The sequence below is a fragment of the Actinomadura formosensis NBRC 14204 genome, from assembly GCF_001552155.1.
GTDB lineage: Bacteria > Actinomycetota > Actinomycetes > Streptosporangiales > Streptosporangiaceae > Spirillospora > Spirillospora formosensis.
Window position 1 is genome coordinate 22,378 of sequence record NZ_BCQQ01000036.1, and the last position, 25,063, is coordinate 47,440.

Annotated in this window: 26 protein-coding genes; 16 read left to right on the forward strand and 10 right to left on the reverse strand. The window is 72.7% G+C overall.

The features are described from left to right. Positions 1–356: 356 nt before the first annotated feature. Positions 357–1,448: a winged helix DNA-binding domain-containing protein gene (locus AF1_RS12245; protein WP_067796851.1), complete on the forward strand. Its 1,092-nt coding sequence runs from the start codon at positions 357–359 to the stop codon at positions 1,446–1,448. A gap of 49 nt (positions 1,449–1,497) precedes the next feature. Here AF1_RS12245 and AF1_RS12250 read toward each other — a convergent pair whose 3' ends face one another. Continuing rightward, on the reverse strand, positions 1,498–2,364 hold the full coding sequence (locus AF1_RS12250; RefSeq protein ID WP_067796854.1) for an NAD-dependent epimerase/dehydratase family protein: 867 nt from the start codon (positions 2,362–2,364) through the stop codon (positions 1,498–1,500). A gap of 237 nt (positions 2,365–2,601) precedes the next feature. Here AF1_RS12250 and AF1_RS12255 point away from each other — a divergent pair, with 237 nt between their 5' ends. Continuing rightward, a complete protein-coding gene (locus AF1_RS12255; RefSeq protein ID WP_067796856.1) occupies positions 2,602–3,114 on the forward strand; it encodes an O-acetyl-ADP-ribose deacetylase in 513 nt (170 codons plus the stop codon). Between the two features lie 45 nt (positions 3,115–3,159). Here AF1_RS12255 and AF1_RS12260 read toward each other — a convergent pair whose 3' ends face one another. The 3 genes from AF1_RS12260 to AF1_RS12270 form a co-directional block, all read right to left on the reverse strand. Continuing rightward, positions 3,160–3,621: a universal stress protein gene (locus AF1_RS12260; RefSeq protein ID WP_067796859.1), complete on the reverse strand. Its 462-nt coding sequence runs from the start codon at positions 3,619–3,621 to the stop codon at positions 3,160–3,162. A 62-nt stretch (positions 3,622–3,683) separates the two neighbouring features. Continuing rightward, positions 3,684–4,472: a TIGR03084 family metal-binding protein gene (locus tag AF1_RS12265; protein ID WP_067796862.1), complete on the reverse strand. Its 789-nt coding sequence runs from the start codon at positions 4,470–4,472 to the stop codon at positions 3,684–3,686. Positions 4,473–4,527: 55 nt separating this feature from the next. Then, the gene (locus tag AF1_RS12270; RefSeq protein ID WP_067796865.1) at positions 4,528–6,129 is read right to left on the reverse strand and encodes an AMP-binding protein; all 1,602 of its coding nucleotides are present in this window, start codon (positions 6,127–6,129) and stop codon (positions 4,528–4,530) included. 125 nt (positions 6,130–6,254) lie between these two features. On the opposite strand from AF1_RS12270, the gene AF1_RS12275 reads away from it, so the two are divergent. After that, complete coding sequence (locus AF1_RS12275; protein WP_067796868.1) at positions 6,255–7,112, forward strand: methylase; 858 nt, start codon at positions 6,255–6,257, stop codon at positions 7,110–7,112. Between the two features lie 4 nt (positions 7,113–7,116). On the opposite strand, the gene AF1_RS12280 is transcribed toward AF1_RS12275, so the two are convergent. Next, entirely contained in the window at positions 7,117–7,875 is a 759-nt protein-coding gene (locus AF1_RS12280) for an SDR family NAD(P)-dependent oxidoreductase (RefSeq protein ID WP_067796871.1), read from the reverse strand. Between the two features lie 134 nt (positions 7,876–8,009). Between AF1_RS12280 and mshA the strand changes: the two genes are divergently transcribed. Genes mshA through AF1_RS12295 form a run of 3 tightly spaced genes read left to right on the forward strand, consistent with a single transcriptional unit; the run spans position 8,010 to position 10,692 of the window. Then, entirely contained in the window at positions 8,010–9,320 is a 1,311-nt protein-coding gene (mshA, locus tag AF1_RS12285) for a D-inositol-3-phosphate glycosyltransferase (protein WP_067796874.1), read from the forward strand. Beyond that, positions 9,317–9,835 carry a type III secretion system chaperone family protein gene (locus AF1_RS12290; protein WP_067796877.1) on the forward strand — a complete coding sequence of 173 codons (519 nt, stop codon included), beginning with the start codon at positions 9,317–9,319 and terminating at the stop codon, positions 9,833–9,835. The genes mshA and AF1_RS12290 overlap by 4 nt, the downstream gene beginning before the upstream one ends. Positions 9,836–9,864: 29 nt before the next feature. Further along, positions 9,865–10,692: a phosphoglyceromutase gene (locus AF1_RS12295; RefSeq protein ID WP_067796880.1), complete on the forward strand. Its 828-nt coding sequence runs from the start codon at positions 9,865–9,867 to the stop codon at positions 10,690–10,692. A gap of 87 nt (positions 10,693–10,779) precedes the next feature. On the opposite strand, the gene AF1_RS12300 is transcribed toward AF1_RS12295, so the two are convergent. Both AF1_RS12300 and phoU read right to left on the reverse strand, forming a co-directional pair. Next, positions 10,780–11,868, reverse strand: a complete 1,089-nt coding sequence (locus tag AF1_RS12300) for a beta propeller repeat protein (RefSeq protein ID WP_207393924.1) — start codon at positions 11,866–11,868, stop codon at positions 10,780–10,782. A 59-nt stretch (positions 11,869–11,927) separates the two neighbouring features. Further along, positions 11,928–12,590 (reverse strand): phosphate signaling complex protein PhoU, encoded by a 663-nt coding sequence (phoU, locus tag AF1_RS12305; protein WP_067796883.1) that lies wholly within the window; start codon positions 12,588–12,590, stop codon positions 11,928–11,930. Positions 12,591–12,766: 176 nt separating this feature from the next. Here phoU and AF1_RS12310 point away from each other — a divergent pair, with 176 nt between their 5' ends. Beyond that, positions 12,767–13,972, forward strand: a complete 1,206-nt coding sequence (locus AF1_RS12310) for a sensor histidine kinase (protein WP_067796886.1) — start codon at positions 12,767–12,769, stop codon at positions 13,970–13,972. Continuing rightward, positions 13,969–14,649 carry a response regulator transcription factor gene (locus AF1_RS12315; protein ID WP_067796889.1) on the forward strand — a complete coding sequence of 227 codons (681 nt, stop codon included), beginning with the start codon at positions 13,969–13,971 and terminating at the stop codon, positions 14,647–14,649. Before AF1_RS12310 ends, AF1_RS12315 begins: the two co-directional genes overlap by 4 nt. A gap of 70 nt (positions 14,650–14,719) precedes the next feature. Here AF1_RS12315 and AF1_RS12320 read toward each other — a convergent pair whose 3' ends face one another. Together AF1_RS12320 and AF1_RS34265 are read right to left on the reverse strand one after the other, a co-directional pair. Next, positions 14,720–15,586 (reverse strand): hypothetical protein, encoded by an 867-nt coding sequence (locus AF1_RS12320; RefSeq protein WP_131732336.1) that lies wholly within the window; start codon positions 15,584–15,586, stop codon positions 14,720–14,722. 131 nt (positions 15,587–15,717) lie between these two features. Then, positions 15,718–16,491: a hypothetical protein gene (locus AF1_RS34265; RefSeq protein ID WP_067796894.1), complete on the reverse strand. Its 774-nt coding sequence runs from the start codon at positions 16,489–16,491 to the stop codon at positions 15,718–15,720. Positions 16,492–16,840: 349 nt separating this feature from the next. Between AF1_RS34265 and AF1_RS12330 the strand changes: the two genes are divergently transcribed. Both AF1_RS12330 and ispF read left to right on the forward strand, forming a co-directional pair. After that, complete coding sequence (locus tag AF1_RS12330; protein WP_067634555.1) at positions 16,841–17,323, forward strand: CarD family transcriptional regulator; 483 nt, start codon at positions 16,841–16,843, stop codon at positions 17,321–17,323. A 34-nt stretch (positions 17,324–17,357) separates the two neighbouring features. After that, positions 17,358–17,819, forward strand: coding sequence for a 2-C-methyl-D-erythritol 2,4-cyclodiphosphate synthase (ispF, locus tag AF1_RS12335; RefSeq protein WP_067796896.1), 462 nt, complete (start codon positions 17,358–17,360; stop codon positions 17,817–17,819). Positions 17,820–17,863: 44 nt separating this feature from the next. Here ispF and AF1_RS12340 read toward each other — a convergent pair whose 3' ends face one another. Beyond that, positions 17,864–18,925 carry a DUF2637 domain-containing protein gene (locus AF1_RS12340; protein WP_067796899.1) on the reverse strand — a complete coding sequence of 354 codons (1,062 nt, stop codon included), beginning with the start codon at positions 18,923–18,925 and terminating at the stop codon, positions 17,864–17,866. Positions 18,926–19,139: 214 nt separating this feature from the next. Here AF1_RS12340 and AF1_RS12345 point away from each other — a divergent pair, with 214 nt between their 5' ends. The 6 genes from AF1_RS12345 (at position 19,140) to AF1_RS12370 (ending at position 25,032) form a co-directional block, all read left to right on the forward strand. After that, positions 19,140–19,877, forward strand: a complete 738-nt coding sequence (locus AF1_RS12345) for a DUF6585 family protein (RefSeq protein WP_067796902.1) — start codon at positions 19,140–19,142, stop codon at positions 19,875–19,877. A 100-nt stretch (positions 19,878–19,977) separates the two neighbouring features. After that, positions 19,978–20,334 (forward strand): YciI family protein, encoded by a 357-nt coding sequence (locus tag AF1_RS12350; protein ID WP_207393933.1) that lies wholly within the window; start codon positions 19,978–19,980, stop codon positions 20,332–20,334. Beyond that, on the forward strand, positions 20,331–21,584 hold the full coding sequence (locus AF1_RS12355; RefSeq protein ID WP_067796908.1) for an RNA polymerase sigma factor: 1,254 nt from the start codon (positions 20,331–20,333) through the stop codon (positions 21,582–21,584). Before AF1_RS12350 ends, AF1_RS12355 begins: the two co-directional genes overlap by 4 nt. A gap of 63 nt (positions 21,585–21,647) precedes the next feature. Then, on the forward strand, positions 21,648–23,042 hold the full coding sequence (gene cysS, locus AF1_RS12360) for a cysteine--tRNA ligase (protein ID WP_067796911.1): 1,395 nt from the start codon (positions 21,648–21,650) through the stop codon (positions 23,040–23,042). 124 nt (positions 23,043–23,166) lie between these two features. Beyond that, complete coding sequence (gene rlmB / locus AF1_RS12365) at positions 23,167–24,084, forward strand: 23S rRNA (guanosine(2251)-2'-O)-methyltransferase RlmB (RefSeq protein WP_067796913.1); 918 nt, start codon at positions 23,167–23,169, stop codon at positions 24,082–24,084. A 63-nt stretch (positions 24,085–24,147) separates the two neighbouring features. After that, positions 24,148–25,032, forward strand: coding sequence for an EamA family transporter (locus AF1_RS12370; protein WP_067796916.1), 885 nt, complete (start codon positions 24,148–24,150; stop codon positions 25,030–25,032). The last annotated feature ends 31 nt before the right edge of the window (positions 25,033–25,063 follow it).

A 25,063-nucleotide genomic window follows, 5' to 3' on the forward strand; every position in this document is an offset into this window, starting at 1 on the left:
CTTACGCCGGCTCCACAGGCCGATGCCGCCGGCCCGGCGGCCAGAACGTTCTTCGCGGTGTTGACGTCCCGGTCATGCCGGGCGCCGCACCCGCCGCATTCCCATTCCCGCACGGGGATGGGATAGAAACGGTACCGAAACGCCCGCTTCACCTGCCGCGCCTGCACCCTAACGGGTTCTCTGTGAATGAAGGAGGGAGCGGCGTTCCTCCCTCCTGAAGGCGGAGAGGAAACGCCGCAATCCGATGAACCGGCCGCAGTACCGATATCTCCCCCTGATGCTGAACGCCCCGCACCCCCCAGCCGGGGAAGAGCTTCCGGGGCCCGCGCCCGCCGGGGAGGAGTTGCGGGGCCGGTATGACGGCTGAATTGGGGCGCCGGGCGCTGAACCGGGCGCTGCTCGCGCGGCAGATGCTGCTGGAGCGGCACGCGATGCCGGTGCTGGACGCGATCGAGCATCTCGTCGGGATGCAGGCGCAGGCCCCGAACCCGCCGCACATCGGGCTGTGGAGCCGGCTCGCGGACTTCGCGTTCGCCGACGTCGGCGCGCTGCTGACCGATCGCCGTGCGATCCGGATCGTGCTGATGCGCGGGACGCTCCACCTGGTCAGCGCGCGTGACGCCCGCGCGCTGCGTCCGCTCACCCAGGTGGTCCTCGACAACCACCTGAAGGGGCGGGCGCGGGAACTCGGCGGCGTCGACCTCGACGCCGTCACCGCCGACGCCCGCGCCCTGCTGGCGGACGAACCGCGCTCCGACAGGGAACTCCGGGCGCTGCTGGCCGAACGGTGGCCGGATGAGGACGCCGAACTCCTCAACTGGGCGGTCCGCTGTCGCCTGCCGCTGGTGCAGGTGCCGCCGCGCGGTGTGTGGGGCGCCTCGGGGGTGGCCAGGCACACGACGCTCGACACATGGCTGGACGGCCGGGCGGCGCCCGCGCTGTCGCTGGACGAGGTGGTGCTGCGTTACCTGCGCGCGTTCGGGCCGGCGAGCGTCCAGGACGTCCAGCAATGGTCGGGTCTCACGCGCCTCGGCGAGGTCGTGGAGCGGCTTCGCCCCGGGCTGCTGGAGTTCCGCGACGAGAACGGCCGCACCCTCTACGACGTGCCGGACGCGCCGCGCCCCGACCCCGGCGCCCCGGCGCCCGTCCGGTTCGTCCCGGACTTCGACAACCTGCTGCTCTCGCACGCCGACCGGGCCCGGATCATCACCGAGGAGCACCGCAAGCGCATCTTCACCGTCAACGGCATCATCCGCGCGACGTTCCTCGTGGACGGCTTCGTCCACGGCATGTGGAAGATCGAGAAGAAGCGCGGCGAGGCGAGGCTGCGCATCGACTCCTTCGGCCCGATCCCGAAGCGGGAGCGCGCCGCCCTGGAAGAGGAGGGCGTGCGCCTCCTCGCGGCGGCCCACCCCGGGGCCGGGTCACACGTCGTCGAGTTCCGCTAGCCCGGCCGGATGATTGTCGAGTTCCGTCCGGATCCGGGTGGTTCGAGGGTCAGTTGGAGGGGACGGGGCCGTCCACCCCCGCCTCCATCTGCGCGAAGCCGGCACGCCACGACGCGACCTGCGGCTTCCACCCGAGGCCCAGCGCCTTCGCGTTGGACACCGGGCGGCCCGTCGCCGCGGCGTGCCTGCCGGCGCTGCCCGGCGTGGGCGCGCCGAGGGCCGCGCTGTAGACCGGCAGCCAGTCCGCCGTGGTCGCCGGCTCGTCGTCGACGATGTTGACGGCCCCGGCGGGCCAGTCCAGCGCCGCGAGCGCCGCCGACGCGGCGTCGTCGGCGTGCACGAACGACGTCCACGACGGCGTGGGGCGCAGGCTGCCCGCGCGCACCCGCTCGGCGATGGCGCCGTCCGGCGCGTACCACGTCCCGGGGCCGTAGAGCGCCCCGTAGCGCAGCACCACGCCGTGCGGCATCTCGCCGACGGCCTCCTCCAGCGCCGCGACGCCCTCGTACGGGAGCAGCGAGGAGTCGAGCGGGTCGGTCTCGACGGCCGCCGTGTCGCCCGGCACGTACAGCCACGCGATGCTCTGCGCGATCATCGTCTCGACGCCCGCGGCCTTGGCGGCGTCCACCAGGTTGCGGGTGCCGGCGATCCGCAGCCGCGAGTTGGCGGCGAAGTCCTCTTCGCTGAGGTCGGTGAGCTGGTGGATCACGATGTCCGGACGTACCTGCGCGACGGCCTTGCGCACCGCCGGGCCGTGGAGCATGTCCACGACGACGGGCGTGGCGCCGAGGTCGCCGAGCAGCCCGGTGCGTTCGGTCCGGCGCGTCGTCCCCGCGACCTCATGGCCCGCCTGGACGAGCAGCGGGATCAGCCGGCGACCGACGACTCCGGTCGCTCCGGCGAGGAGAATCTTCAAGGGAGTACCTCCGCGACTGTCACGCCTTGTGAGATCGTCTGTCTGGACTGCGCCTGGCGTTTCGGCATGGTAACCCCCCTGTGCCCGGCCGGACGAAGTCGGACGAGCCGCGCCGTCCCCCCGGGCCTCGTCCGCCCATGAGCGTACCGTCGGGAATCGGTCGAACGCGTTTCACGTCCGGCGCGGGTGAGAATTCTTGTCATCTGACGGGGTCCGGCCATCGTGGAGGGCGCGCACATGAAGATCACTCTCGTCCGGGGCGACATCACCGAGCAGGAGGTCGACGCGGTCGTGAACGCGGCCAACTCGTCGCTGCTGGGCGGGGGCGGGGTGGACGGCGCGATCCACCGCCGCGGCGGCCCCGAGATCCTGGCCGAGTGCCGCAGGCTGCGCGCCTCCCACTACGGTGGCGGCCTGCCGGCCGGCCAGGCGGTCGCGACGGCGGCCGGGCGGCTGGCCGCCCGCTGGGTCATCCACACCGTCGGGCCGGTGTACTCCTCGGCCGAGGACCGCTCCGGCCAGTTGAGCTCCTGCTACCGCGAGTCCCTGCGGGTGGCGGACGAACTGGGCGCCGGCTCGATCGCCTTCCCGGCGGTGTCGGCGGGCATCTACGGCTGGCCCATGGACGACGCCGCCCGCATCGCCGTCGGCACCGTCCGCTCCACCGCGACCCAGGTCGCCGACGCTCGCTTCGTGCTCTTCACCGAGGACGGCTACGGCGCCTTCGCACGCGCCCTGGGCATGGCCTGATCGTGTCAGGGGGGCGCCCCGCACGCCCCCCGCAAGGGGCACCGGTCAATCCTCCTTGGGCGGCGGCACCACCAGGACCGGACGGTGCGCATGGTGCAGGACGCGGGTCGAGACGCTGCCCAGGATCACCGACCGGGCACCCGCCAGACCGCGGGAACCGGTGACGACCAAGGACGCGTTCAACTCGTCCGCGACGTCCACGATGGCGGCCCACACCGGCCCGCCGCCGCGCTCGGCCCGCGTCGTCACCTCGGTCGACCCGGCGGCCAGCGCGATCTCCGCGCCCCTGCCCGCGAGCTGCTCGGCCTGCTTCTCCTCCTCGTACTTGTCACCGGGCGCCTCCGCGGTGACCGGGGTCGCGGTGGCCAGCGGCGCCCAGGTGATCTGCGTCAGCAGCGGCTCCCACACCGTCATGATCACGGTCGGCTCGGGCCTGAGGTGCCGTGCCGCGTACTCCACCGCGCTCCGCGCGTCGTCAGAACCGTCGAAGGCAATCAGAATCGTCATATCGAAGACCTCTCCAAGATCGTCCCGGCCGAATCCGAATCCGCTGATCAGTGGCCGATCTCTCAGGCGGACGCGGGGGCGCGGCCGGTGCCGGGCGGGCCGGCGAAGGCCTGGGCGATGTCCAGCCAGCGGCCGGCGTCCGGGCCGGTGGCGACGAGGCCGAGGTCGGCGCGGTGGCGGCGCTGGGTGACGGCGTGGCAGAAGTCGCGCGCGGGGCCGGTCACGGACTGGCGCGCCTCCGGCGGGCCCCACGTCCACTCCTCGCCGCCGGGACCGCGCAGGACGACGCGGAACTCCTCGGCCGGCGGCTCCAGGCCCCGGGTGCGGAACGCGAAGTCGCGGGTGCGGACGCCGATGTGCGCGACGTGGCGGAGCCGGTGCGTGGGCTCGCGGGTTTCGCCGACCGCGTCGGCGATGTCCTCGCCGTGCGCCCATGTTTCCATCAGGCGCGCGGTGGTCATGGACGCGGGGCTCATCGGCGGGCCGAACCAGGGGAGGCGGGTGCCCGGCGGGACGGCGGCGAGGGCGCCCGCCATGCGGCGGCGTCCGTCGCGCCAGCGCGCGAGAAGGCCGGCCGGGTCCTCCTCGGCGCCTTCCCGCGCGCCCGCCTCGACGTAGCCGCCGGGATCGGCCAGCGCCCGCTCGACGAGTTTCGCGAATGCGGCGGCATCGGTGGCCGCGACGACGGCCTGGTGGTCCGTCCAGGCGAGATGGGCGATCTGGTGGGCGATCGTCCAGCCTTCGGCCGGGGTGGGATCCGCCCAGCGCGCGGCGGGCAGCGGGGCGACCAGGGCGTCGACGGAGTCGCCCTCGGCGGCGAGGTCGGCGAGCAGGCTGTGCAGGTCGGGCATGCCGCAAGGATCTCGCGCGGCGGGTGCCGCCGTACAGAGCCGAACCGAATTTCGTTCAGGTCAGCAGTGCGCGGGCGGCCGCGTAGTCGGCCTTGCCGTTGGGGAGGCGGAGGGACGCGCCGGTGCGCACGAACGCCTTCGGGATCTTGTAGCGGGCCAGGTGGGCGGCGCAGCCCGCGCGCAGCTCGTCGTCGGGCGGGGCGCCGGCGGGGGTGATCACCGCGACGATCTCGGTGCCCCAGCGCCGGCTCGGCCGGCCGACGACCAGCGCGTCCGCGACGCCCGGCAGCCCGCGCAGCACGGTCTCGACCTCCTCCGCGAACACCTTCTCGCCGCCCGTGTTGATCGTCGTGGCCTCGCGTCCGTGCACCTCGACGGTGCCGTCCGCGAGCAGCCGCGCCCGGTCGCCCGCCACGACCAGCCGTTCGCCGTCCACGGTGCGGAACGTGGACGCGGTCTTCACCGGGTCGCCGAGGTAGCCGAGCGGGATCGAGCCGCCGCCCTTGGCCAGCCAGCCCAGTTCGTCCTCGCCGGGCGTGAGCCGCCGGGACCGGTCGGCGGACAGGACGGCCGTGCCGGGCACGGCGGCGAACGCCGTCGCGGACGAGCCGCTCCGGGTCACCTGGAACCCGGACTCGGAGGAGCCGAGAACGTCCACGATCCGCGCGTGCGGCAGGAGTTCCAGCATCCGCGCCTGCACGCCGGGGCTGATCGCGGCGGCGGAGTTCACGAACGTGCGGAGCGAGCCGAGGTCGTGGGGACGGGCCTCCAGCGCCGCGACGATCGGCCGGGCGAACGCGTCCCCGACCAGCGGCATCCGGGTGATGCGCGCGCGCTCGGCGGTGGCCATCAGGTCGGCGGCGTCCAGGCCGTCCACCCGGTCGGGGAACACCACGCAGCCGCCGCCGCACCAGCCGCCGAGCGCCGACCATGTGCCCGCGCCGTGCATGAGCGGCGGGCCGACGAGGACCCGGACATCGCCGCGCACCGCCCGCTCCACGGCCTCGCCGAGATCGATGATCGGCGCGCCGTCGCGGCGCCGGAGCCCGAGCGGGCCGAGCATCAGGTCGCCGATCCGCCACAGCACGCCCTTCGGCATGCCCGTGGTGCCGCCGGTGTAGAGGATGTGCAGGTCGCGGGCGTCGGGGCGCAGCGGCAGGGGATCGGGCGACGCCTTGGCGAGGGCGTCCTCGTAGTCGAGAGCGCCGGGCAGGAGGGCGGCGCCGGACCCGTCCGCCACCTGGAGGAGCAGGGGCGGCCGGGGGAGCCGCTCGACGACGCGTCCGATCGCGTCCGCGAAACGCGCGTGGTAGAGCACGGCGGCCGGGCGGGCGTCGCCGAACAGGTGGGCGAGTTCGCCGTCCACGTACCGGTAGTTGACGTTGAACGGGGCGACCCGCGCCTTGTGCGCGCCTACCAGGCCCTCCAGGTATTCCGGGCCGTTGTGCAGGTAGAGGGCGAGGTGGTCGTGCGGTGACTCCCATGGCTCGCACGCCGCGCCGTGCAGGCCGAGGCCGTGCCCGTGCAGGACGTTCGCCAGCCGCCGCGTCCGGTCGGTGATCTCGCGCCAGGTCATCCGGCGGTCGCGCCACACCAGGCACTCGCGGTCGGGGACGGCGGCGGCGATGGCCTCGTGCAGGGTCGCCAGATCGAGCATCGGCACTCCTCGGGAGACGGCGTCGGCAGCACCGTAACCGAGAACTTACCGAATCTGGTTCTGGGTGGCTCGGATGGAGCCGGAAGACGTACGGGGCATAGCGGGCGACAAGGAACAATTACCGCGTGCCCCCAGCCCACAAGCCGCGGGGGGAGGTCACCCGCGGCACCACCGCTCCCAACCGGCTGCGCCGCATCGACCGCTGGATCGCCGCCACCCAGGCCGTCCCGCTGCGCTCGGACCCGCGTCCGCTGGCCGTCGACCTCGGCTATGGCGCGTCCCCGATCACCACCGTCGAGCTCTACACCCGGCTCCGTCCCGTCTCGCCCGGCCTGGAGATCGTCGGCATCGAGATAGAGCCCGCGAGGGTCGCCGCCGGCCATGCCTTCCTGGCCTCGCTGAACGTGGCCGCCGGGGGCCCCGGAGCGTCCGCCGGGCGGCCGTACGAGGGGCTGTCGTTCCGGCGCGGCGGGTTCGAGCTGCCGGTTCCACGTCCGCCCGTGCTGGTCAGAGCGTTCAACGTCCTACGGCAGTACGAGGAGCCGGCGGCCTGGCGCGCCTGGGACGATCTGCGCGCGCGCCTGGCGCCCTCGGGCGTACTCGTCGAGGGGACGTGCGACGAGATCGGGCGCCGCGCGGTCTGGGTCACCCTCACCAAGGACGGCCCCCAGACCATCACGTTCGCGGCTCATCTGGGCTCGCTGGAGCGCCCGTCCGTGCTGGCGGAACGGCTGCCGAAGACGCTGATCCACCGGAACCTCCCCGGCGAACCCGTCCACGCGCTGCTGACCGCGTTCGACCGGTGCTGGGCCATGGCCGCGCCGCACTCTGCGTTCGGCCCACGTGCGCGCTGGGTCGAGGCCGTGTCGCTGCTGGCGCGAACCCACCCCGTCCTGACCCGTCCTCCGTACGGTGGACGGAACCGCTGGCGCCTCGGTGAGGTGACCCTCCCCTGGACGGCGGTCGCGCCCCGCCGCCGGTGAAGCCCTACTCGCGATGAAGCTTGTGGGGGGCGGCCTGCACGCGCGGCTGGACGTCGATGCGGTCGATGTTGACGTGCGGCGGACGGGTGACGGCCCAGGCCACGCAGTCGGCGATGTCCTCGGCGACCAGCGGTTCCGGGACGCCCTCGTACGGCTTGGCGGCCTTCTCCGCGTCCCCGCGGAACCGGACCAGCGAGAACTCCTCCGTCTTCACCAGCCCCGGCGCGATCTCGGTGATCCGGACCGGCTCGGCCACCAGTTCCAGCCGCATCACCTCGTTGACCGCGTGGGCCGCGAACTTGGCCGCGTTGTACCCGCCGCCGCCCTCGTACGCGACGTGCGCGGCGAGCGAAGTGATGTTGACCACATGCCCGACGCCGCTCTCGATCAGCTTCGGCAGCACCGCCTTGGTGACCCGGGCGAGCCCGAGGACGTTCGTGTCGTACATCACCTGCCACTCGGCGAGGTCGGCGCTCGCGACCGGGTCGAGGCCGAGCGCGCCGCCGGCGTTGTTGACCAGGACGTGGCAGGTGCCGACCGCCGCCGCGAGCGCGTCCACCGACTCCTGCGACGTCACGTCCAGGGTGAACGGCGCCACCTTGCCCGCGCCCGGCACGGTCTCGGTGATCTCCTTGGCCAGTGCGTCGATCCGGTCGCGGCGCCGCGCGGCGAGCACGACGTTGAACCCCTCCGCCGCCAGGCGCCTCGCCGTGGCGGCCCCGATCCCGCTGCTTGCTCCGGTCACTATCGCGGTCTTACGCATGCGCCCAGCCTCCCAGGTCGGCGGGCGCGGGGCGCCGGTGAGACCGATCACTGTGGCGAGATGTCACGAATGCCGCCCTTGCTGAGGGAACACCTAACACGGTCGATAGGTTGCAACACCGGAGGTGGTGTGCAGTGTCGCGTCGTATCAACCGGGTTGCGACGGTCAGTATTCATACTTCCCCCCTCGACCAACCTGGTACCGGCGACGCGGGCGGCATGAACGTCTACATCGTCGAGGTGGCCAAACGGCTGGCCGCCCGGGGCGTGGAAGTCGACATCTTCACCCGTGCGACCTCGCGGGCCCTGCCCCCGGTCGTGGAACTCGCGCCGGGCGTCCTCGTCCGGAACATCGTCGCCGGGCCGTTCGAGGAACTGGACAAGACCGACCTCTCCCGCCATCTGTGCGGCTTCACCTCCGGGGTCCTGCGGGTCGAGGCGGCCCACGAGCCCGGCCACTACGACCTTCTGCACACGCACTACTGGCTTTCCGGGCAGGCCGGGTGGGCGGTGAAGCAGCGCTGGGGCGTCCCGCTCGTCCACTCCATGCACACGATGGCGAAGGTCAAGAACGCGGCCCTCGCGGGCGACGACAAGCCCGAACCGGCCGAGCGCGTCCTCGGCGAGGAGCAGGTCGCGGCCTCGGCCGACCATCTCATCGCCAACACCGCCAAGGAGGCCCGCGAACTCGTCGGCCTCTACGACGCCGACCCCGCGCGCGTCGCGACCGTCAGCCCCGGCGTCGACCTCTCCCTGTTCCGTCCCGAGTCGCCGCTCCTCGCCCGCGGCGCCGGACTCCTCCCGCATCGCACCGGCCCCGCCCGCCGCCGTCTCGGCCTGCCGCGCGACGCGTACGTGCTGCTGTTCGTCGGCCGGATCCAGCCGCTCAAGGCACCGGACGTCCTGCTGCGCGCCGTCGCCCGCATGCTCGCCGACGACCCGTCGCTGCGCTCGAAGCTCGTCGTCGCCGTCGTCGGCGGACCGTCCGGCTCCGGACGCTGCCGCCCGGAGGGCCTGCAGTCCCTCGCCGCCGACCTCGGCATCTCCGACGTCATGCGCTTCGAGCCGCCGAGCCCGCAGGCGGAGCTGGCCGACTGGTACCGGGCCGCGGACGTCACCGTCGTCCCGTCCCACAGCGAGTCGTTCGGGCTGGTCGCGGTCGAGTCGCAGGCGTGCGGGACGCCCGTCGTCGCGTCCCGCGTCGGCGGCCTGTGCACCGCGGTCGCGGACGGCGAGTCCGGCGTGCTGATCTCCGGCCACGACCCGGCCGACTACGCCGCCGTCCTGCGCCGCCTGCACGCCGAGCCCGGCCTGCACGCGCGGCTCGCCCGCGGCGCCGTCCGGCACGCGGCCGGCTTCGGCTGGGACGCCACCGTCGACCGCCTCCTGGACGTGTATACCGGTGCCATGATGCCCGTTCCCGTGGCCGCGGAGGTCTCAGCATGAGCGAAGCGAACCGTGGAGCAGGTGTGAACCCCGTCGAGACCATCAGGGAGACGCTGAAGGCCGCCGAACTGGAGTTCGACGAGCCGCGCGAGAACGCGTTCTTCGTCAAGCTCCCCGGGCAGCACAAGCTCGCCACCATGACGTGGCTGATCGTCGGCGACCACTCCCTGCACGTCGAGGCGTTCTTCTGCCGCCGCCCCGATGAGAACCACGCCGAGTTCTACCGGTTCCTCCTGGAGAAGAACGGCGGGATGTACGGGGTCGCGTTCGCGCTGGACGACGTCGGCGACGTTCACCTCGTCGGGAGGCTCCCGCTCGCGGCGATCTCCCCGGACGAGATCGACCGCATCCTCGGCTGCGTCCTCACCTACTCCGACGAGAACTTCGACAAGGCCCTCGAACACGGATTCAAGACGTCCATCCAGCGCGAGTGGGACTGGCGGGTCAAGCGCGGCGAGAGCCTCGCCAACCTGCAGGCGTTCGCCTCCTTCGCGGACCCGGCCAACCGCGAGTGACCAGCGCCGGGCCGATAGGCTCTGGTGTCATGGCGACCCTGGTATTGCTCCGGCATGGCGAAAGCGTCTGGAACGCGGAAGGGCTGTTCACCGGCTGGGTGGACGTCGACCTGTCCGCGAAGGGCGAAAGCGAGGCGACCCGCGGCGGCGACCTGCTGCTCGACGCCGACATCACCCCCGACGTGGTGCACACCTCCCTGCTGAAGCGGGCCATCCGCACCGCCAACATCGCCTTGGACGTCGCCGACCTCCTCTGGATCCCCGTCAAGCGCTCCTGGCGGCTGAACGAGCGCCACTACGGCGCCCTCCAGGGCAAGAACAAGGCGCAGACGCGCGAGGAGTTCGGCGAAGAGCAGTTCATGGTCTGGCGCCGCTCTTACGACACCCCGCCGCCGCCCATCAAGGACGACGACCCCCTGTCCCAGGTCAACGACCTCCGGTACGCCGAGCTGCCGTCCGAGCTGATCCCGCGCTCGGAATGCCTCGCCGACGTCGTGGACCGCCTGCTGCCCTACTGGTACGACTCGATCGTCCCGGACCTGGCCGCCGGCAGGACCGTCCTGGTCGCCGCGCACGGCAACTCGCTCCGCGCGCTGGTCAAGCACCTGGACGACGTCTCCGACGAGCAGATCGTCGGCCTGAACATCCCGACCGGCATCCCGCTCGTCTACGAGCTGGACGACGACTTCGCGCCCCTCAAGCGCGGCGGCGAGTACCTCGACCCGGCAGCCGCCAAGGCCGCGATCGAGGCCGTCAAGAACCAGGGCGCCGCCAAGAAGGACGAGCCCAAGGCCCCGGCCCCGCCCGCGAAGGACGCCAAGTCCAAGGACAAGCCGAGGCGAGGCCGCAAGAAGTGACCCGCTGAGGGCCGCAAGAAGTGCCCCAAGGGGAAAGCCCCCGCGCCCTGCGGCGCGGGGGCTGCTGCTACCTGGGAACCGGAAGGGCTACCTGGGGAACCGGACGGTGAGGCGGGCGGCGCGGCCCTTCTCGCCGGCGGCCCAGCAGCCGCCGTCGGACGCGCAGTCCACGGTGTCGAAGCTGCCGCCGTCGAACTGGGTCCATGTGCGGCCGCCGGTGAAGGTGACGTCACTGCCCGTCGGGCCGACGGTGAGCGCGGCCTGGCCCGAGTACCGCGGCCATGTCACTCCCGACCGGAATTCGGCCGGGGGAGTCCGTGCGGGCCGCCAGGTGCGGCCGCCGTCGCTGGTCGTCGCCGCGGCCTGCGGGGACGAGGCGCCGGGGCGGTAGTCGCCGCCGACCACGATGCCGTGCCGGGAGTCGCGGAACGCGACCGCGAACGCGCCCTGGGTCGGGCCGCTGGGCAGCGGCGTGTCGGCGACCGTCCAGGTGAGGCCGCGGTCCCCGGAGTGGAACACGCGCGCCCGGGACCCGCCGCCCGTGGCGAGCCACACATCCCGGGACCCCTGGCCGACCAGGCATTGCCCGCTGGCCGCGAACCCCATCTCGCCCTCCAGCGCCGGCGGCATGCCCTTGGACGGCAGCACGCGCCAGCTACGTCCGCCGTCCCGGGTGGCGATGATCCGGAACTTGCCGTCCACGGGGTCGCTCATGGCCAGCCCGTGCCGGGAGTCGAAGAACGTGACGCAGTCGTAGAACGCCGTGGGCTCGTCGTTCTTGAAGCCGAGCGTCCAGGTGCGGCCGCCGTCCGAGGTCCGGTAGAGGCGGGACGCGTCGCCGCTGCCGATCGCCAGCACGACGGCCCGCCGCGCGTCGAACGCCTCGATGTCGCGGAAGTCCAGGCCCGCGGTGCCGGGCGGGGCGACGTTCTGCCAGGTCCGGCCGCCGTCGGTGGTCCGCAGCACCGTCCCGCCGCTGCCCGAGAGCCAGGCGACGTCGCGGCCGACCGCCGCCAGCCCGCGCAGCCGCGCCTCGGTGCCGGTCGGGGTCAGCCGCCACCCCGGCTTGCCGGTGTCCGCGTTCGCGGTGGCCGGTACGGTGAGTGACGCCGCGACCACGGCGCCGCACACTCCAGCGAACGACAACTTCCGTACGAGTGCCCTCATCAGCATCATGAACCGCCAAGCTAACGAAAGCGGATCATGCCGTCCAGACCCAGGTGGGAAAGCTCTGGTCAGGAAAAATCGTTGATCTCTTCCGGGCGCCGGCCGGTCACCAGATAGACGACGTTCTCCGCCACGTGGACGGCGTGGTCGGCGAAGCGTTCGAAATACCGTCCGGCCAGCGTGATGTCGACGGCCGGTTCGACGCCGTGCTTCCACCTGGGGGACAGCAGGATGTCGAACAGGCGCCGGTGCAGACGGTCCATCTGGTCGTCGTCGGCGTCCAGTTCGAGGCCCCTCTCCACGTCCTGGGCCGCGATGACGCTGCCCGTCTTGGCGATCATGCGTTCGGCGATCTGCCCCATCTCCAGGACGGTGGCCTGCAGCTCCGGCGGGACGGCCGACTCGGGGTGCCGGCGGCGGGCGGTCTTGGCGAGGTGGACGGCGAGGTCGCCCATGCGCTCCAGGTCACCGCTCATCCGCAGCGCGGTGATCAGGGTGCGCAGGTCGCCCGCGACGGGCTGCTGGCGGGCCATCAGGTCGAACACCGTCGCCTCGATGTCCGCGTCGATCTTGTTGACGTGCTCGTCACCGCTGATGACCTCCTCCGCCAGCCGCAGGTCGGCGTCCAGCAGGGCGGTCACCGCACGGGACATCGCGGACCGGACGAGCCGGGTCATCTCCACCAGGCTGTCGGTGAGGGAGTCGAGTTCCTCGTGGTAGGCGTCGCGCAATTGAAGTCCTTCGAGGTGAGCCGGGGGACGGGCGGGAGGGGCGGACTCGCCCACGCCACAGCCTGCCCCGCCGGTATGAACACCTCCCCATGGAAAGGTGAACTTTCGGGGAACGGCCGAGTCCCGACCTGGGCCGTTGGGAAGGGCAGGTCGGAAGGCCGCCTACGATCCGAGGTGTGGAGGTCGAGATTGTCGCGAGCCTCGCCGGGCTCGCCGGGCTCGCGATCGGGCTCACGACTGGATTGGCGGTGCGCGTGAGCGAACGAGCCCATCGGACGGCGGCCCCGGCGACCCCGGTGGGCGCCCTGCCCCCCGGTGTCGCGTCGGTGCTCAGCGTCCTGCGGTCGTCCGCCGTCGTCGTGGACGGCGAGGACCGGGTGCTGCGCGCCAGCTCCGCGGCCCGCGCGTTCGGCCTGGTCAGCGGCGACCGGCTGGTGGTGGACGAGGTCCTCGCCATGACCCGGCTCGTCCGCCGGGACGGGGAGATCCGGGAGAGCGAGATCCAGGTCGGGCCGACGCGGGTGCGGAGCCGGGCGGACGGGCGCTGGTTCGCGGTCCGCGTCGCGCCGCTCGGGTCGCACGGTCTCGTCCTCGTCCTGGCCGAGGACCTCACCGACATGCACCGCACCGAGGCCATCCGCCGCGACTTCGTCGCGAACGTCAGCCATGAGCTGAAGACCCCGGTCGGTGCCCTGTCGCTGCTGGCCGAGACCGTCGAGGGCGCCGCCGACGACCCGGAGGCCGTCCGCCGGTTCGCCGGGCGGATGCAGTACGAGTCGGTGCGGCTGACCAACCTCGTCCAGGACCTGATGACGCTGTCGCGGGTCCAGGGGGACGAGCCCCTGCCCGCCCTGGAGCCGGTCGTGCTGGACGAGGTCATGGCGGAGGCGCTCGAACGCTGCCGGACCAGGGCGTCCGCCAAGGAGATCGAGCTGGCGTCCGGCGGCGAGGAGGGCCTGCGGGTCCGCGCCGACCACGAGCTGCTGGTGACCGCGCTGCGCAACCTCGTCGACAACGCCGTCGCCTACAGCCCCGAGAACACCCGGGTCGTGGTCTCGACCCGGCGGTGCGACGACCGGCATGCCGAGATCAACGTGTCCGACCAGGGCATCGGCATCCCGGAGAGCGAGATCGGCCGGATCTTCGAGCGCTTCTACCGGGTCGACCCGGCGCGCTCCCGGCAGACCGGCGGGACCGGGCTCGGCCTCGCCATCGTCAAGCACGTCACCGGCAAGCACGGCGGCGACGTGACGGTGTGGAGCAAGGAGGGGCACGGGTCGACGTTCACGATCCGGCTCCCGCTGCTCGACGGCCCGTCCCGTCCCGCCGCGGGGACCGCAGGCAAAGACCCAGAGAACACCGCCCGGGAGGCATCACCGTGACCCGTGTGCTCGTCGTGGAAGACGAGGAGTCGTTCAGCGACGCACTGTCGTACAACCTGCGCAAGGAGGGCTTCGAGGTGGCGGTCGCCGCCACCGGCCCCGACGCGCTGGACATCTTCGAGCGGGGCGGTGCCGACCTCGTGCTGCTCGACCTGATGCTGCCGGGGCTGCCCGGCACCGAGGTGTGCCGGGAGCTGCGCGCCAGGTCCAGCGTCCCGGTGATCATGCTGACCGCGAAGGACAGCGAGGTCGACAAGGTCGTCGGGCTGGAACTCGGCGCCGACGACTATGTGACCAAGCCGTTCTCCACCCGGGAGCTGGTCGCCCGGATGCGGGCCGTCCTGCGCCGCCAGGGCGAGGCCGAGGAGCCGGCGCCCGTGGCGCTGGAGGCCGGGCCCGTCCGGATGGACGTGGAACGGCACGTGGTCAGCGTCGGCGGCGAGCCCGTCCAGTTGCCGCTGAAGGAGTTCGAGCTGCTGGAGGTGCTGCTGCGCAACGCCGGCCGCGTCCTGACCCGGATGCAGCTGATCGACCGCGTGTGGGGCGCCGACTACGTGGGCGACACCAAGACGCTGGACGTCCACATCAAGCGGCTCCGGGCCAAGGTCGAGGAGGCGCCGTCCACGCCGCGGCACATCGTCACCGTCCGCGGACTGGGCTACAAGTTCGAGCCCTGACCGGTACGGAGAACGGCCCGTCCGCGGCGGACGGGCCGTTCCTTTCCGCTCGGGGGCAGGCGCCTGCCGGTCAGGCGCCCTGGGTCGGCTCGGTCGTCGGCTCGGCCGCACCGGGAGACGGGCTGTGCGACGGGTTGTGCGAGGGGCTGTGCGACGGGCTCGTCGAGGGGCTCGGGGTGGGGCCGCCGGATGCCGGCCCGGTCGGCGAGGCCAGCGGGTAGGTGAGGAAGTCCCCCTGGTGCGGCACCACGGGAGCCTGGAACTCGACCGTGCCCGCGTGCTCGAACTGCATCCGCACCGGGACGTCGGTTCCGGCGAGCAGGTCCCTGGTGAGCCCGGTCAGCACCACGAGCGGCTGTTCACCGGCCGGCGTCGCCGGAAGGGCGCTCTCCTGCGGGCCGGTCGTGTTGCCGGACGTCGGGGTGCCGGACGTGTTCGGCGTCGCCCCGGTCCCGGTGGGCTCCTGCGTCGGGGTGCCCGTGGGCTGCTTGGTCTTCTTCTCCCCGGACGGCGTGGTCGCGGGGGCCGGGTGCGCCTTGCCGAGCAGCTTGACCGCGCTGCCCGTCCCGTCCGCCGCGGCGGGCGGCAGCGTGATCCCGCCACCCTCGATCCTCGCCTGGCCGAAGACGGGCGAGCTGACCGAGACCAGGCGGTCCTGCCGGCCCTCCACCTGGTTGATCATCACGCCGTAGAGCGGTAGGGACGCGCCCGCCTTGAGCGTCTCACCGGACTGCCCGCCCAGCAGGAACATGTTGCGCAGGTTGATCTGCGCCGCCTCGGCCTTCTTCGTCGGGAGCGACACGTTGACGCCCTCGCTCAGGCGGCTCGGTGCGGCGGACTGGGGTTCCCTGCCGGCGCCGCAACCGGAGATCACCGGCGCGATCGCGACGGCGCCCGCGACGGCGAGCACGACCACTCGACGGCTGTTTCGGATCACGGCGTCGGTCTCCTCGCGAAGTGTCATCAAAGATGTGACATCGAAAAGTTGTGAGAGTGGCGTTGAGATACGCCAGGGGAAGCGTAGCGAGACCCTGCCGCAAGCCCCTCCCCGGGGTCGCCGACACGCCGTCACCCCGACTGGAGCGACTCCACCTTCCCGGTCAGCTCCGGACCCGGCCTGGGCGCGTGCACGACCTCGGTGACGACGCCGTCCGGCTGCACGAACACGGCGGTGAGCCCGGTGCCCGCCGGGCCGGGCGTGCCCGGCCCGGGGGCGTAGGTCCCGGCGAGGACGCCGTCCCGGTCTTCGAGGATCAGCGGCGTCCCGTTATGGGCGGTGCCCGCGCACGCCCTCAGGTCGTTCAGCGACATCGCCTTCTTGCCGCCGGCCGGACGCGGGTCGGCGACGAGCCAGAAGTTCAGCTTGGACTGCTGGGTGCGGCCCGCGAGGTCGGCCACCACGTCCTCGCACCGGTACGCGGGCGGGACGATGCCGATCACGCCGGGACGCAGGTCGCGCAGTGCCGTGGGGGTGCGGTCGCGGGCCACCATCTCGACCCGCTCGTCCGGCAGCAGGCCGCCGATCTCCCCGGGGCTCGCCGACGGCCGGGCCGCGAGCTGCGCACCCGTCGGCCGGGGCGTGGGACGGGGCCCGAACGCCGTCATGAGCACGCCGCTGAGCAGCGCGACCAGCAGCGCCCCCGCGATGATCGGGATCGCGACGCCGAACCGGGCCACCGGCCGGACCAGCCGCCCGACCCGCTCCCGGTGCCGCCTGCGCCGCTCCTCGCGGAGGTAGGCGAGCATGTCGCCTTCGAGTTCGCGGGCGTCGTCGGGCACGACGACGTCAACGGGCGGAAGCCCGTAGTCGTCGGGCTCCGGGTCGCCGCCGTCCGGCCTCACGCGTCACCTCCCCCGGCTCACGTTCCCCGCGGCCGGCCGTCCCATTCAGACGCTTCCGGGCGCTTCGTACCCGCGCCGCCCGGCGTGTTCACATCCAGTATGGAACCCATCCTCGTGGCCGGCGGGCTGGATGCTTGTAACCGGGTGCCCCTTACCGGTAATGGCGTTTCGATGGGAGGCGGGTGATCTAGTGATTACTCTGGGTGTGGAGAACTGGGCGTCGATGCACCGATAAAGGGCTTTGTCAATACCCCAATATGCGGGTTGACCTGCGGATATGTCTGGAAGGCCGGTTCAGGCACGCTCGTTTCCGTGCTACCCTGGTCTTAGCGGAAGGGGTACTTGTCACATGACTTTCCAGGTCGGCGACACCGTCGTCTACCCCCACCATGGGGCTGCTCGGATCGAGGCCATCGAGACTCGCACCATCAAGGGTGAGGACAGGACCTATCTGGTCCTGAAGGTTGACAAGGGCGACCTGACAGTGCGGGTCCCGGTCGAGAACGTCGAGGACGTGGGCGTCCGGGACGTCGTCGGCCAGGAGGGACTTGAAAAGGTGTTCGAGGTGCTTCGCGCACCCTACACCGAAGAGCCCACCAACTGGTCGCGCCGGTACAAGGCGAACCTTGAGAAGCTCGCGTCCGGCGACGTCAACAAGGTCGCCGAGGTCGTTCGCGACCTCTGGCGGCGCGACAGGGAACGCGGTCTGTCGGCCGGCGAGAAGCGGATGCTCGCCAAGGCGCGCCAGATCCTGGTCAGCGAGCTCGCGCTCGCCGAGAAGACCAACGAGGACAAGGCAGAGGCCCTGCTGGACGAGGTTCTGGCCAGCTGAGCGGCCGGCCGAGTTGAGCACACGGCTTCCACGGGTGGGCGTCGGTACCGACGTCCACCCGTTCTCGTCCACCCCGCGCCCCCTCTGGGTCGCGGGCCTCGAATGGCCCGGTGAAGGCCACGGCCTCGCCGGCCACTCCGACGGCGACGTCGCCGCGCACGCCGCCTGCGACGCGCTCCTGTCGGCCTGCGGTCTCGGTGACCTCGGCGCCGTCTTCGGCACCGCCGACCCGCGCTGGTCCGGCGCGTCCGGCGTCGACCTGCTCCGCGAGGTGGCCCGCCTCGTCGATGAGGCGGGTTTCACCATCGGCAACGTGGCCATCCAGATCATCGGCAACCGTCCCAAGATCGGCAAACGCCGCACCGAGGCCGAGAAGACCCTCACCGAGGCCCTTTCCGGCGCCCCGGTGACGATCAGCGCCACCACCACGGACGGCCTGGGCCTGACCGGCCGGGGCGAAGGACTGGCGGCCATGGCCACCGCCCTCGTCATCTAAGGAACAGGGCGCTCACGCCGGGACGAAAGCCCCGGACCGTTCCGCTAGCCGGCGGGCGGCATGGGGCCGCTGCGGAAATTGCCGGACGGCGGCGGATTCCAGTCCTCGGCCGTGGGGTCGCCGGCGTCGGGGTCCTCGGCGCGGTCGGCGGGCGGTGCGTCGTGCAGATCCTCGTCCCCGCCCGGGGGTACCGGCATCACGATGTCGGGACGGGTCGTGGACGCCACCGGACGCTGCTCCGCATCGTCCCGGTCACGGCTCCGGACGAGTTCGACGTCCGTCGGCAGCAGAGCCGGAGCGGAATCGAGCGGCGGACGAGGCTCCGGCAACGTGTCCAGCGGCGGCGCGGGCTCCGACGACAGGCTCCCCCCGTACCCGCCCGGCCCGGGCCGGGATGCCGCGCGCGCGGCGGGCTCGTGTTCGACCGTGTCCTGTTCGTCCGCCTCTTCGCCTGCCTCGTGCTCGGCGGTCTCCTGCGTAGCGGGCCGGTGCGCGCCCCCCACATGCGTATCGGGGCCGTTGGGGTCGAAGGGGAAGGGGATCAGGTCTTCCGGGTCTTCGGGCTCGGCGGGCGGCTCCAGGGCCAGCGGGGGCGCGGCGCGCTCCAGGACCTTCACATGGCCGCGCTGCGTTTCGGCCGGGGCCGCCTCCGCGGCGGCGGGCCGGGCCACGCGGATCTGCTTGAACATCGTCAGCCACAGCCAGATCGCGATCACCAGCATGACGTGCGGCGCCACCGCCACACCGACGCGGACCGGGTCGTCCGGCATCGAGGACAAGCCCCGGACCGAGCGCTGGACGGAGATCGCGGCGCCCCCGGCGACGAGAGCGAGCAGCAGCGTCCAGCGGAGCAGCCGCGTCCACCAGCGGGCGTTGCGGGTGACGGCCAGCGACAGGATCGTCATCGCGACGAGGGTGTCGGCCATCGCCGGGTACAGCGGCGCCCAGCGGCGGCTCACCCCGCCGGTGAGGGCGAGTTCGCGGAGGGCGTCGTAGGTCAGCACGTACGCGCCGCCGGCGAGCGCGGCGACGACGAGGCCGGCGAGGGCGGTGAGCAGCCGCCGCTGCGCCCGGGTGTAGGACGGCCGGGTGGGGTCAGATGGCATGGAGTCTCGTTCCGAGGATGCGCCGATGAGGGTCCTCAGCCGAGATTAACCAGCCGGGACGGCGGCGAACTGCAACTTTGTGGTGATCACTTTGTCGCTCCACACCATAAGTGGGGAGACGTACCGTATGGAGGACGACATCCGAGGGGAGGCCGCGATGCCGTACGGGTGGTCCGGGGACGGAACGCGGGCCCGAACGGCCGGGTAGCGCGGCGTGCCGCTGCCGAGCGATCGGCTGGGCGAGCCGATCCGGACGTTCGACGGCCGGGCCGCGGGCCGCCGCACCTGGGCATGGCTGTGCCTGCTGTGCCTGGCGTCGCTGGCCATGATCCCGGTGGCCGTCGTCTACCTGCACGACCGCGTGTGGTGGGCGGGCGTCCCGGCGCTGCTGCTCGCGATGGGGTACGCGGCGGCCGCCGGCTGGATCGCGGGACGTGACCGTCCGCGCTTCCGCCACCGGGTCGCGCGCCTGCATACGGGCGGCCTGTCCGTCAGCGGGCCGGGCGGCGAGGCCGCCCACACGTGGGACGAATTGGTCTCGGTGACGGTGTCCGGCCGGCACGCCGGCCCGCGCGTCCGGTGGTGCTTCACGATCGTCGCGGACGATGGCGGCGTCCTGCGGCTCGAAGACGACATCCCGGACGTCCGGACCCTCGGGGTGGCGGTCGCCGAAGAGGTGACGGCCCGGATCGTCCCGCGGCACCTGGCGGCGGTGCGGAAGCGGGAGCCCGTGCGGCTCGGCCCGTTCACCCTGGACCTGGACGGCGTCGAGAAGGACGGCGAGCGGCTGCCGTGGAAGGCCGTCCGGGACGTGGCGATCGACAACGGCATGGTGATCGTCCACGCGCACACCGGCCGCATGGACCTGATGGCACTCGCCTCCCGGATGCCGGACGCGCTGGCGTTCACGGCACTGTGCCACCGGCTCAGAAGGCTGGCGGAATCCTCCTGAAGATTTTCTCCCGGGGATGTCGAGGACGCGCCCGCCACTCCGATCCTGCTGTGACGAGCGGCCAACGGGGCCGCGTGAAGAGGAGCACACCGTGAAGTACATGCTGCTGATCTACAACCGTCCCGGCTTCGTGGAGGAACTGACGGAGGCGGAGCGCGAGGCGCTGTTCGGCGAGGTCGACGCGATCATGCGGGAGCTGACCGAGTCGGGGGAGATGGTCGGCGGGAACGCGCTGGCCGACCCGTCCGGGACGAAGACCGTCCGGGGGGTGGACGGGCAGCCGGCCGTGACCGACGGGCCGTTCCTGGAGACCAAGGAGCACTTCGCCGGCTACCTCACCGTCGACTGCGAGTCGCGGGAGCGGGCCGTGGAGATCGCCTCGCGCTGGCCGGACATCCGGTTCGGCGGCCACCTGGAGGTCCGGGCGGTCATGGACGAGGCCGGGACCGAGATGTGAGGACGCCCCCGGCCGTCGAGGACCTGCTGCGCACCCTCGCGCCGCAGGTCCTCGGCACGCTCGTGCGGCGGCACGGCGCGTTCGACGCCTGCGAGGACGCCGTGCAGGAGGCGCTGCTCGCCGCCGCCGTGCAGTGGCCGGGGGACGGCGTTCCGGAGCACCCGCGCGGCTGGCTGCTGACCGTCGCGACGCGGCGGCTCACCGACCGGTGGCGCAGCGAGCGGGCGCGCCGCGACCGTGAGGCCGCCGTGTTCGCCCGGGAGCGGGACGAGCCGGCCCGCCCGGACGAGGACCGGCCGGGCGACCGCGACGACACGCTGACGCTGCTGTTCCTGTGCTGCCATCCGGTGCTGTCGCCGTCCTCGCAGGTCGCGCTGACGCTGCGGGCGGTCGGCGGCCTGAGCACGGCGCAGATCGCGCGAGCGTTCCTGGTCCCGGAGGCGACGATGGCGCAGCGGGTCAGCCGGGCCAAGCAGAAGATCAGGTCGGCCGGGGCGCGGTTCGGGACGCCGCCGCCGGACGAGCGGGCCGAGCGGCTGCGGGCCGTCCTGCACGTCCTGTACCTGATCTTCAACGAGGGGTACACGGCGTCGAGCGGGCCCGAGCTGCGGCGCGCCGACCTCACCGCGGAGGCGATCCGGCTGACCCGGGCGCTGCACCGGCTGCTGCCGGAGGACGGCGAGGCCGCCGGCCTGCTCGCGCTGATGCTGCTGACCGACGCCCGCCGCGCCGCCCGCACCGGGCCCGGCGGGCGGCTGATCCCGCTCGCCGACCAGGACAGGACGCGCTGGAACGCCTCCGCGATCGCCGAGGGCACCGCGCTGATCACCGGCGCGCTCACCTGGTCGCCGCCCGGCCCGTACCAGTTGCAGGCCGCGATCGCCGCCGTCCACGCGGAGGCGCGCCGCCCCGAGGACACCGACTGGCCGCAGATCCTCGCGCTGTACCGGCTGCTGGCGCATCTGGCCCCGAACCCGATGGTCACGCTGAACGAGGCCGTGGCGCTGGCGATGGTGGACGGGCCGGCGGCCGGGCTCGACCTGCTGCGGCCGCTGGACGACGACGCCCGCATGTCCGGACACCACCGGCTCGCCGCCGTCCGCGGGCATCTGCTGGAGATGGCCGGAGAGCCCGGTGCCGCGCGGGAGGCGTACCGGGAGGCGGCCCGGCGCACCACCAGCCTTCCCGAGCGCCGCTACCTGGAGTCCCGCGCCGCCCGCCTCGATGGGGGAAACGATGAAGACGCCTGAGGTTCCCGGTGCGAGCCCGCATTGCGCGCCGCGCGGCCCCGTGTCATCCAATAACCTGAGTTCGTGAGTCTGCGTTTTTACGACACCGGCACCCGTAGCGTCCGCACGTTCGAGCCCCTGGAAGAGGGCCGCGTGGGGATGTACGTGTGCGGTGCGACCCCGCAGGCGTCACCCCACATCGGGCACCTGCGCTCCGGCGTCATCTACGACGTGCTGCTGCGCTGGCTGCGCGCGTCCGGCTACGAGGTGACGTTCGCGCGCAACGTCACCGACGTCGACGACAAGATCATCGCGGTGGCGGCGGAGCGGGACGTCCCGTGGTTCGCGGTCGCCGAGGGCAACCAGCGGGTGTTCACGCAGGGCTACGACCTGCTCGGCTGCCTGCCCCCGACGGTCGAGCCGCGCGCCACCGGGCACGTCCCGGAGATGATCGTGCTGATCCGCCGGCTGGTCGAGAAGGGCCACGCGTACGCGGCGGCCGGCGACGTGTACTTCGACGTGAAGTCGTGGGCGGACGAGTACGGGGCGCTGTCGAACCAGCGGCTGGACAACATGCGGTCCGCCGGCGACACCCCCAACGAGGACGCCAAGCGCGACCCGCGCGACTTCGCGCTCTGGAAGGGGGCCAAGCCGGGCGAGCCGGCCTGGGAGACCCCTTGGGGGGACGGGCGCCCCGGCTGGCATCTCGAATGCTCCGCGATGGCGACGAAGTACCTCGGCGCGACGTTCGACATCCACGGCGGCGGCGTCGACCTGATCTTCCCGCACCACGAGAACGAGATCGCCCAGTCCCGTGCCGCCGGTGACGGCTTCGCCCGCTACTGGCTGCACAACGGGCTCCTCACCGTGGACGGCGAGAAGATGAGCAAGTCGGTCGGCAACGTGGTCCTGCTACCGGATCTGCTGGGCAAGGCTCGTCCCGTAGAGGTGCGCTACTACCTGGCCTCGGCGCACTACCGGTCGCTCATGGACTACACCGATGCCGCCTTGGCCGAGGCCGTCTCCGCCTATCAGCGCATAGAGGGCTTCGTAACGCGGGCCTCGGAGGTGGTGGGCACGGTCCCGCCTTCCTCTGTGCCGGCCGCGTTCGCCGCGGCGATGGACGACGATCTGGGCGTCCCGCAGGCGCTGGCGGTGCTGCACGAGACCGTCCGGGACGGGAACAGCGCCCTTGCGGCCGGCGACCTCGACGCGGTGCGGCGGGGGCTCGCGGACGTGCGGGCGATGGCGGAGGTGCTGGGCATCGATCCGCTGTCGCCGCAGTGGACCCGTGCGGGCGAGGAGGACCTGCGTCCCGTCGTGGACGCGCTCGTCGCCGTCGCGCTGGAGCAGCGGCAGGCGGCGCGCGCGCGCAAGGACTACGCGTCCGCCGACGCGATCCGCGACGGCCTGGCGGAGGCCGGCATCCTCGTCGAGGACACGCCGCAGGGGCCGCGCTGGGAACTCAAGCGCGGCTGAGGGGTCCCGCACTGCGGATAAAATCGGACGTTCGCGGGGGTTCGTTCGCCGTCCCGCTGAGATCTTGAGCCGCCCGGCAGCCGCGAGGGCGCGCACGCAATCGTCGCGAGGGGCATGATCGACAATGGCCAAGCACAAGGGCAAGGGGCCCACTCCCAAGGCCGAGGACCGGCACTGGCACGGCAAGCGCCAGAAGGCCCGTGCCGTCAAGAACGCCAAGCGCACCGGAACGCCGACGCTCGGTCCGGGCGGGCGCGCGAAGGGACCCTCGCCGGACGCCCGTCCCGCCGGGCGTCCCGCCGGCGCGCGGCGCGCGACCGGTGAGGTGCCGGAGCTGGTCACGGGGCGCAACCCGGTCGTCGAGGCGCTGCGCGCGGGCGTCCCGGGCACCGCGCTGTACGTGACGTCCGGGACGGACGAGCGGGTGCGCGAGTCGATCCAGCTGGCCGCCGACCGGGGCGTCCCGCTGCTGGAGACCGGCAAGAACGAGCTGGACCGGCTGACGGACGGCGCCGTCCACCAGGGCATCGCGCTGCAGGTCAGGCCGTACCGGTACGCGCACCCCGACGACCTGCTCAAGGGAACGTCGCCGCTGATCGTCGCGGTGGACGGGGTCACCGACCCGCGCAACCTGGGGGCGATCGTCCGGTCCGCCGCCGCGTTCGGCGCGACCGGTGTCGTCGTGCCGGAGCGGCGTGCCGCCGGGGTCACCGCGGGGGCGTGGAAGTCGTCCGCGGGGACGCTCGCGACCGTCCCCGTCGCGCAGGCCACGAACCTGACGCGGCAGCTCAAGGCGTACCAGAAGGCCGGCTGCTTCGTCGCCGGGCTGGACGCGCGGGGCGGCGTGGCCGTCGCCGACCTGGAGATCGCCTCCGGGCCGTTCGTGCTGGTCGTGGGCTCGGAGGGGAGGGGGCTCGGACGCCTGGTCGCCGACACCTGCGACCTGCTGGTGACGATCCCCATGCCGGGCAGGGCCGAGTCGCTGAACGCCGGGGTCGCCGCGGGCATCGCCCTGTACGAGATCAGCCGGCTCCGCGCCTGAGCACCGATTCGCCTCAACGGAAATAATCTCAACGTTCAGATTATTGACCATGAGGTGAATTCGATGACCGCCGTCGCCGCACCGCGCACGGTGCGCGCCCGCTACGCGTCCGACCTCGCCCTCGCCGCCTTCGCCCCCGCGAGCTGGGGCACCACCTACGTCGTCACCACCACCCTCCTTCCCGCCGACCGCCCGCTGCTGGCCGCCACCCTGCGCGCCCTCCCCGCCGGCCTCGTCCTGCTCGCCGTCACCCGGCGCCTCCCGCGCGGCGGCTGGTGGTGGAGGACGATCGTCCTCGGCATGCTGAACTTCGGCGCGTTCCTCCCGCTGATCTTCTTCGCCGCCTACCGGCTGCCCGGCGGGGTCGCCGCGACGATCGGCTCCGTCCAGCCGCTGGTCGTGGCGCTGCTGTCGCTCGGCGTCCTGCGCGTCCGCCCGGCCCGCCCGGTCCTGTACGCGGCGGTCGCCGGCACCGGCGGCGTCGCGCTGCTGACGCTGACCGCCGACGCCCGCCTGGACCCGCTCGGCATCCTCGCCATGCTCACGGCCACCTCCCTCATGGCCGCCGCGATCGTCCTGGCCAAAAAATGGGGCCGCCCCGAATCGCCGCTGGTCATGGCCGGGTGGCAGCTCACCGTCGGCGGTCTGGTCCTTCTGCCGGTCACCCTCGCCGCCGAGGGCGTCCCGCCGTCCATGACCGGCGAGAACGTGCTGGGCTTCGCCTACCTCGGCATCGTCGGCACCGCGATCGCGTACGCACTGTGGTTCCGCGGCATCGACCGGCTGCCCCCGACGTCGGTGTCCCTGCTCGGCCTGACCAACCCGATGGTCGCCACTCTCGCCGGCCTGGTCATCCTCGGCCAGACGCTCACGGCGTGGCAGATCGTCGGCTTCACCATCGCCCTCGGCGCTCTCGTCGCCGGCCAGACCCTCAACCGGAGGCCGTGAGGAACCTCGCTCCCCGTGCTCGACGCGATAT

Coding starts and splice junctions, on each gene's coding strand:
- AF1_RS12245 (WP_067796851.1), top strand. CDS start 357: ATGACGGCTGAATTGGGGCGCCGGGCGCTGAACCGGGCGCTGCTCGCG.
- AF1_RS12255 (WP_067796856.1), top strand. CDS start 2,602: ATGAAGATCACTCTCGTCCGGGGCGACATCACCGAGCAGGAGGTCGAC.
- AF1_RS12260 (WP_067796859.1), bottom strand. CDS start 3,621: ATGACGATTCTGATTGCCTTCGACGGTTCTGACGACGCGCGGAGCGCG.
- AF1_RS12265 (WP_067796862.1), bottom strand. CDS start 4,472: ATGCCCGACCTGCACAGCCTGCTCGCCGACCTCGCCGCCGAGGGCGAC.
- AF1_RS12270 (WP_067796865.1), bottom strand. CDS start 6,129: ATGCTCGATCTGGCGACCCTGCACGAGGCCATCGCCGCCGCCGTCCCC.
- AF1_RS12280 (WP_067796871.1), bottom strand. CDS start 7,875: ATGCGTAAGACCGCGATAGTGACCGGAGCAAGCAGCGGGATCGGGGCC.
- AF1_RS12290 (WP_067796877.1), top strand. CDS start 9,317: ATGAGCGAAGCGAACCGTGGAGCAGGTGTGAACCCCGTCGAGACCATC.
- AF1_RS12295 (WP_067796880.1), top strand. CDS start 9,865: ATGGCGACCCTGGTATTGCTCCGGCATGGCGAAAGCGTCTGGAACGCG.
- AF1_RS12300 (WP_207393924.1), bottom strand. CDS start 11,868: ATGATGCTGATGAGGGCACTCGTACGGAAGTTGTCGTTCGCTGGAGTG.
- AF1_RS12330 (WP_067634555.1), top strand. CDS start 16,841: ATGACTTTCCAGGTCGGCGACACCGTCGTCTACCCCCACCATGGGGCT.
- AF1_RS12340 (WP_067796899.1), bottom strand. CDS start 18,925: ATGCCATCTGACCCCACCCGGCCGTCCTACACCCGGGCGCAGCGGCGG.
- AF1_RS12350 (WP_207393933.1), top strand. CDS start 19,978: ATGCTGCTGATCTACAACCGTCCCGGCTTCGTGGAGGAACTGACGGAG.
- rlmB (WP_067796913.1), top strand. CDS start 23,167: ATGGCCAAGCACAAGGGCAAGGGGCCCACTCCCAAGGCCGAGGACCGG.
- AF1_RS12370 (WP_067796916.1), top strand. CDS start 24,148: ATGACCGCCGTCGCCGCACCGCGCACGGTGCGCGCCCGCTACGCGTCC.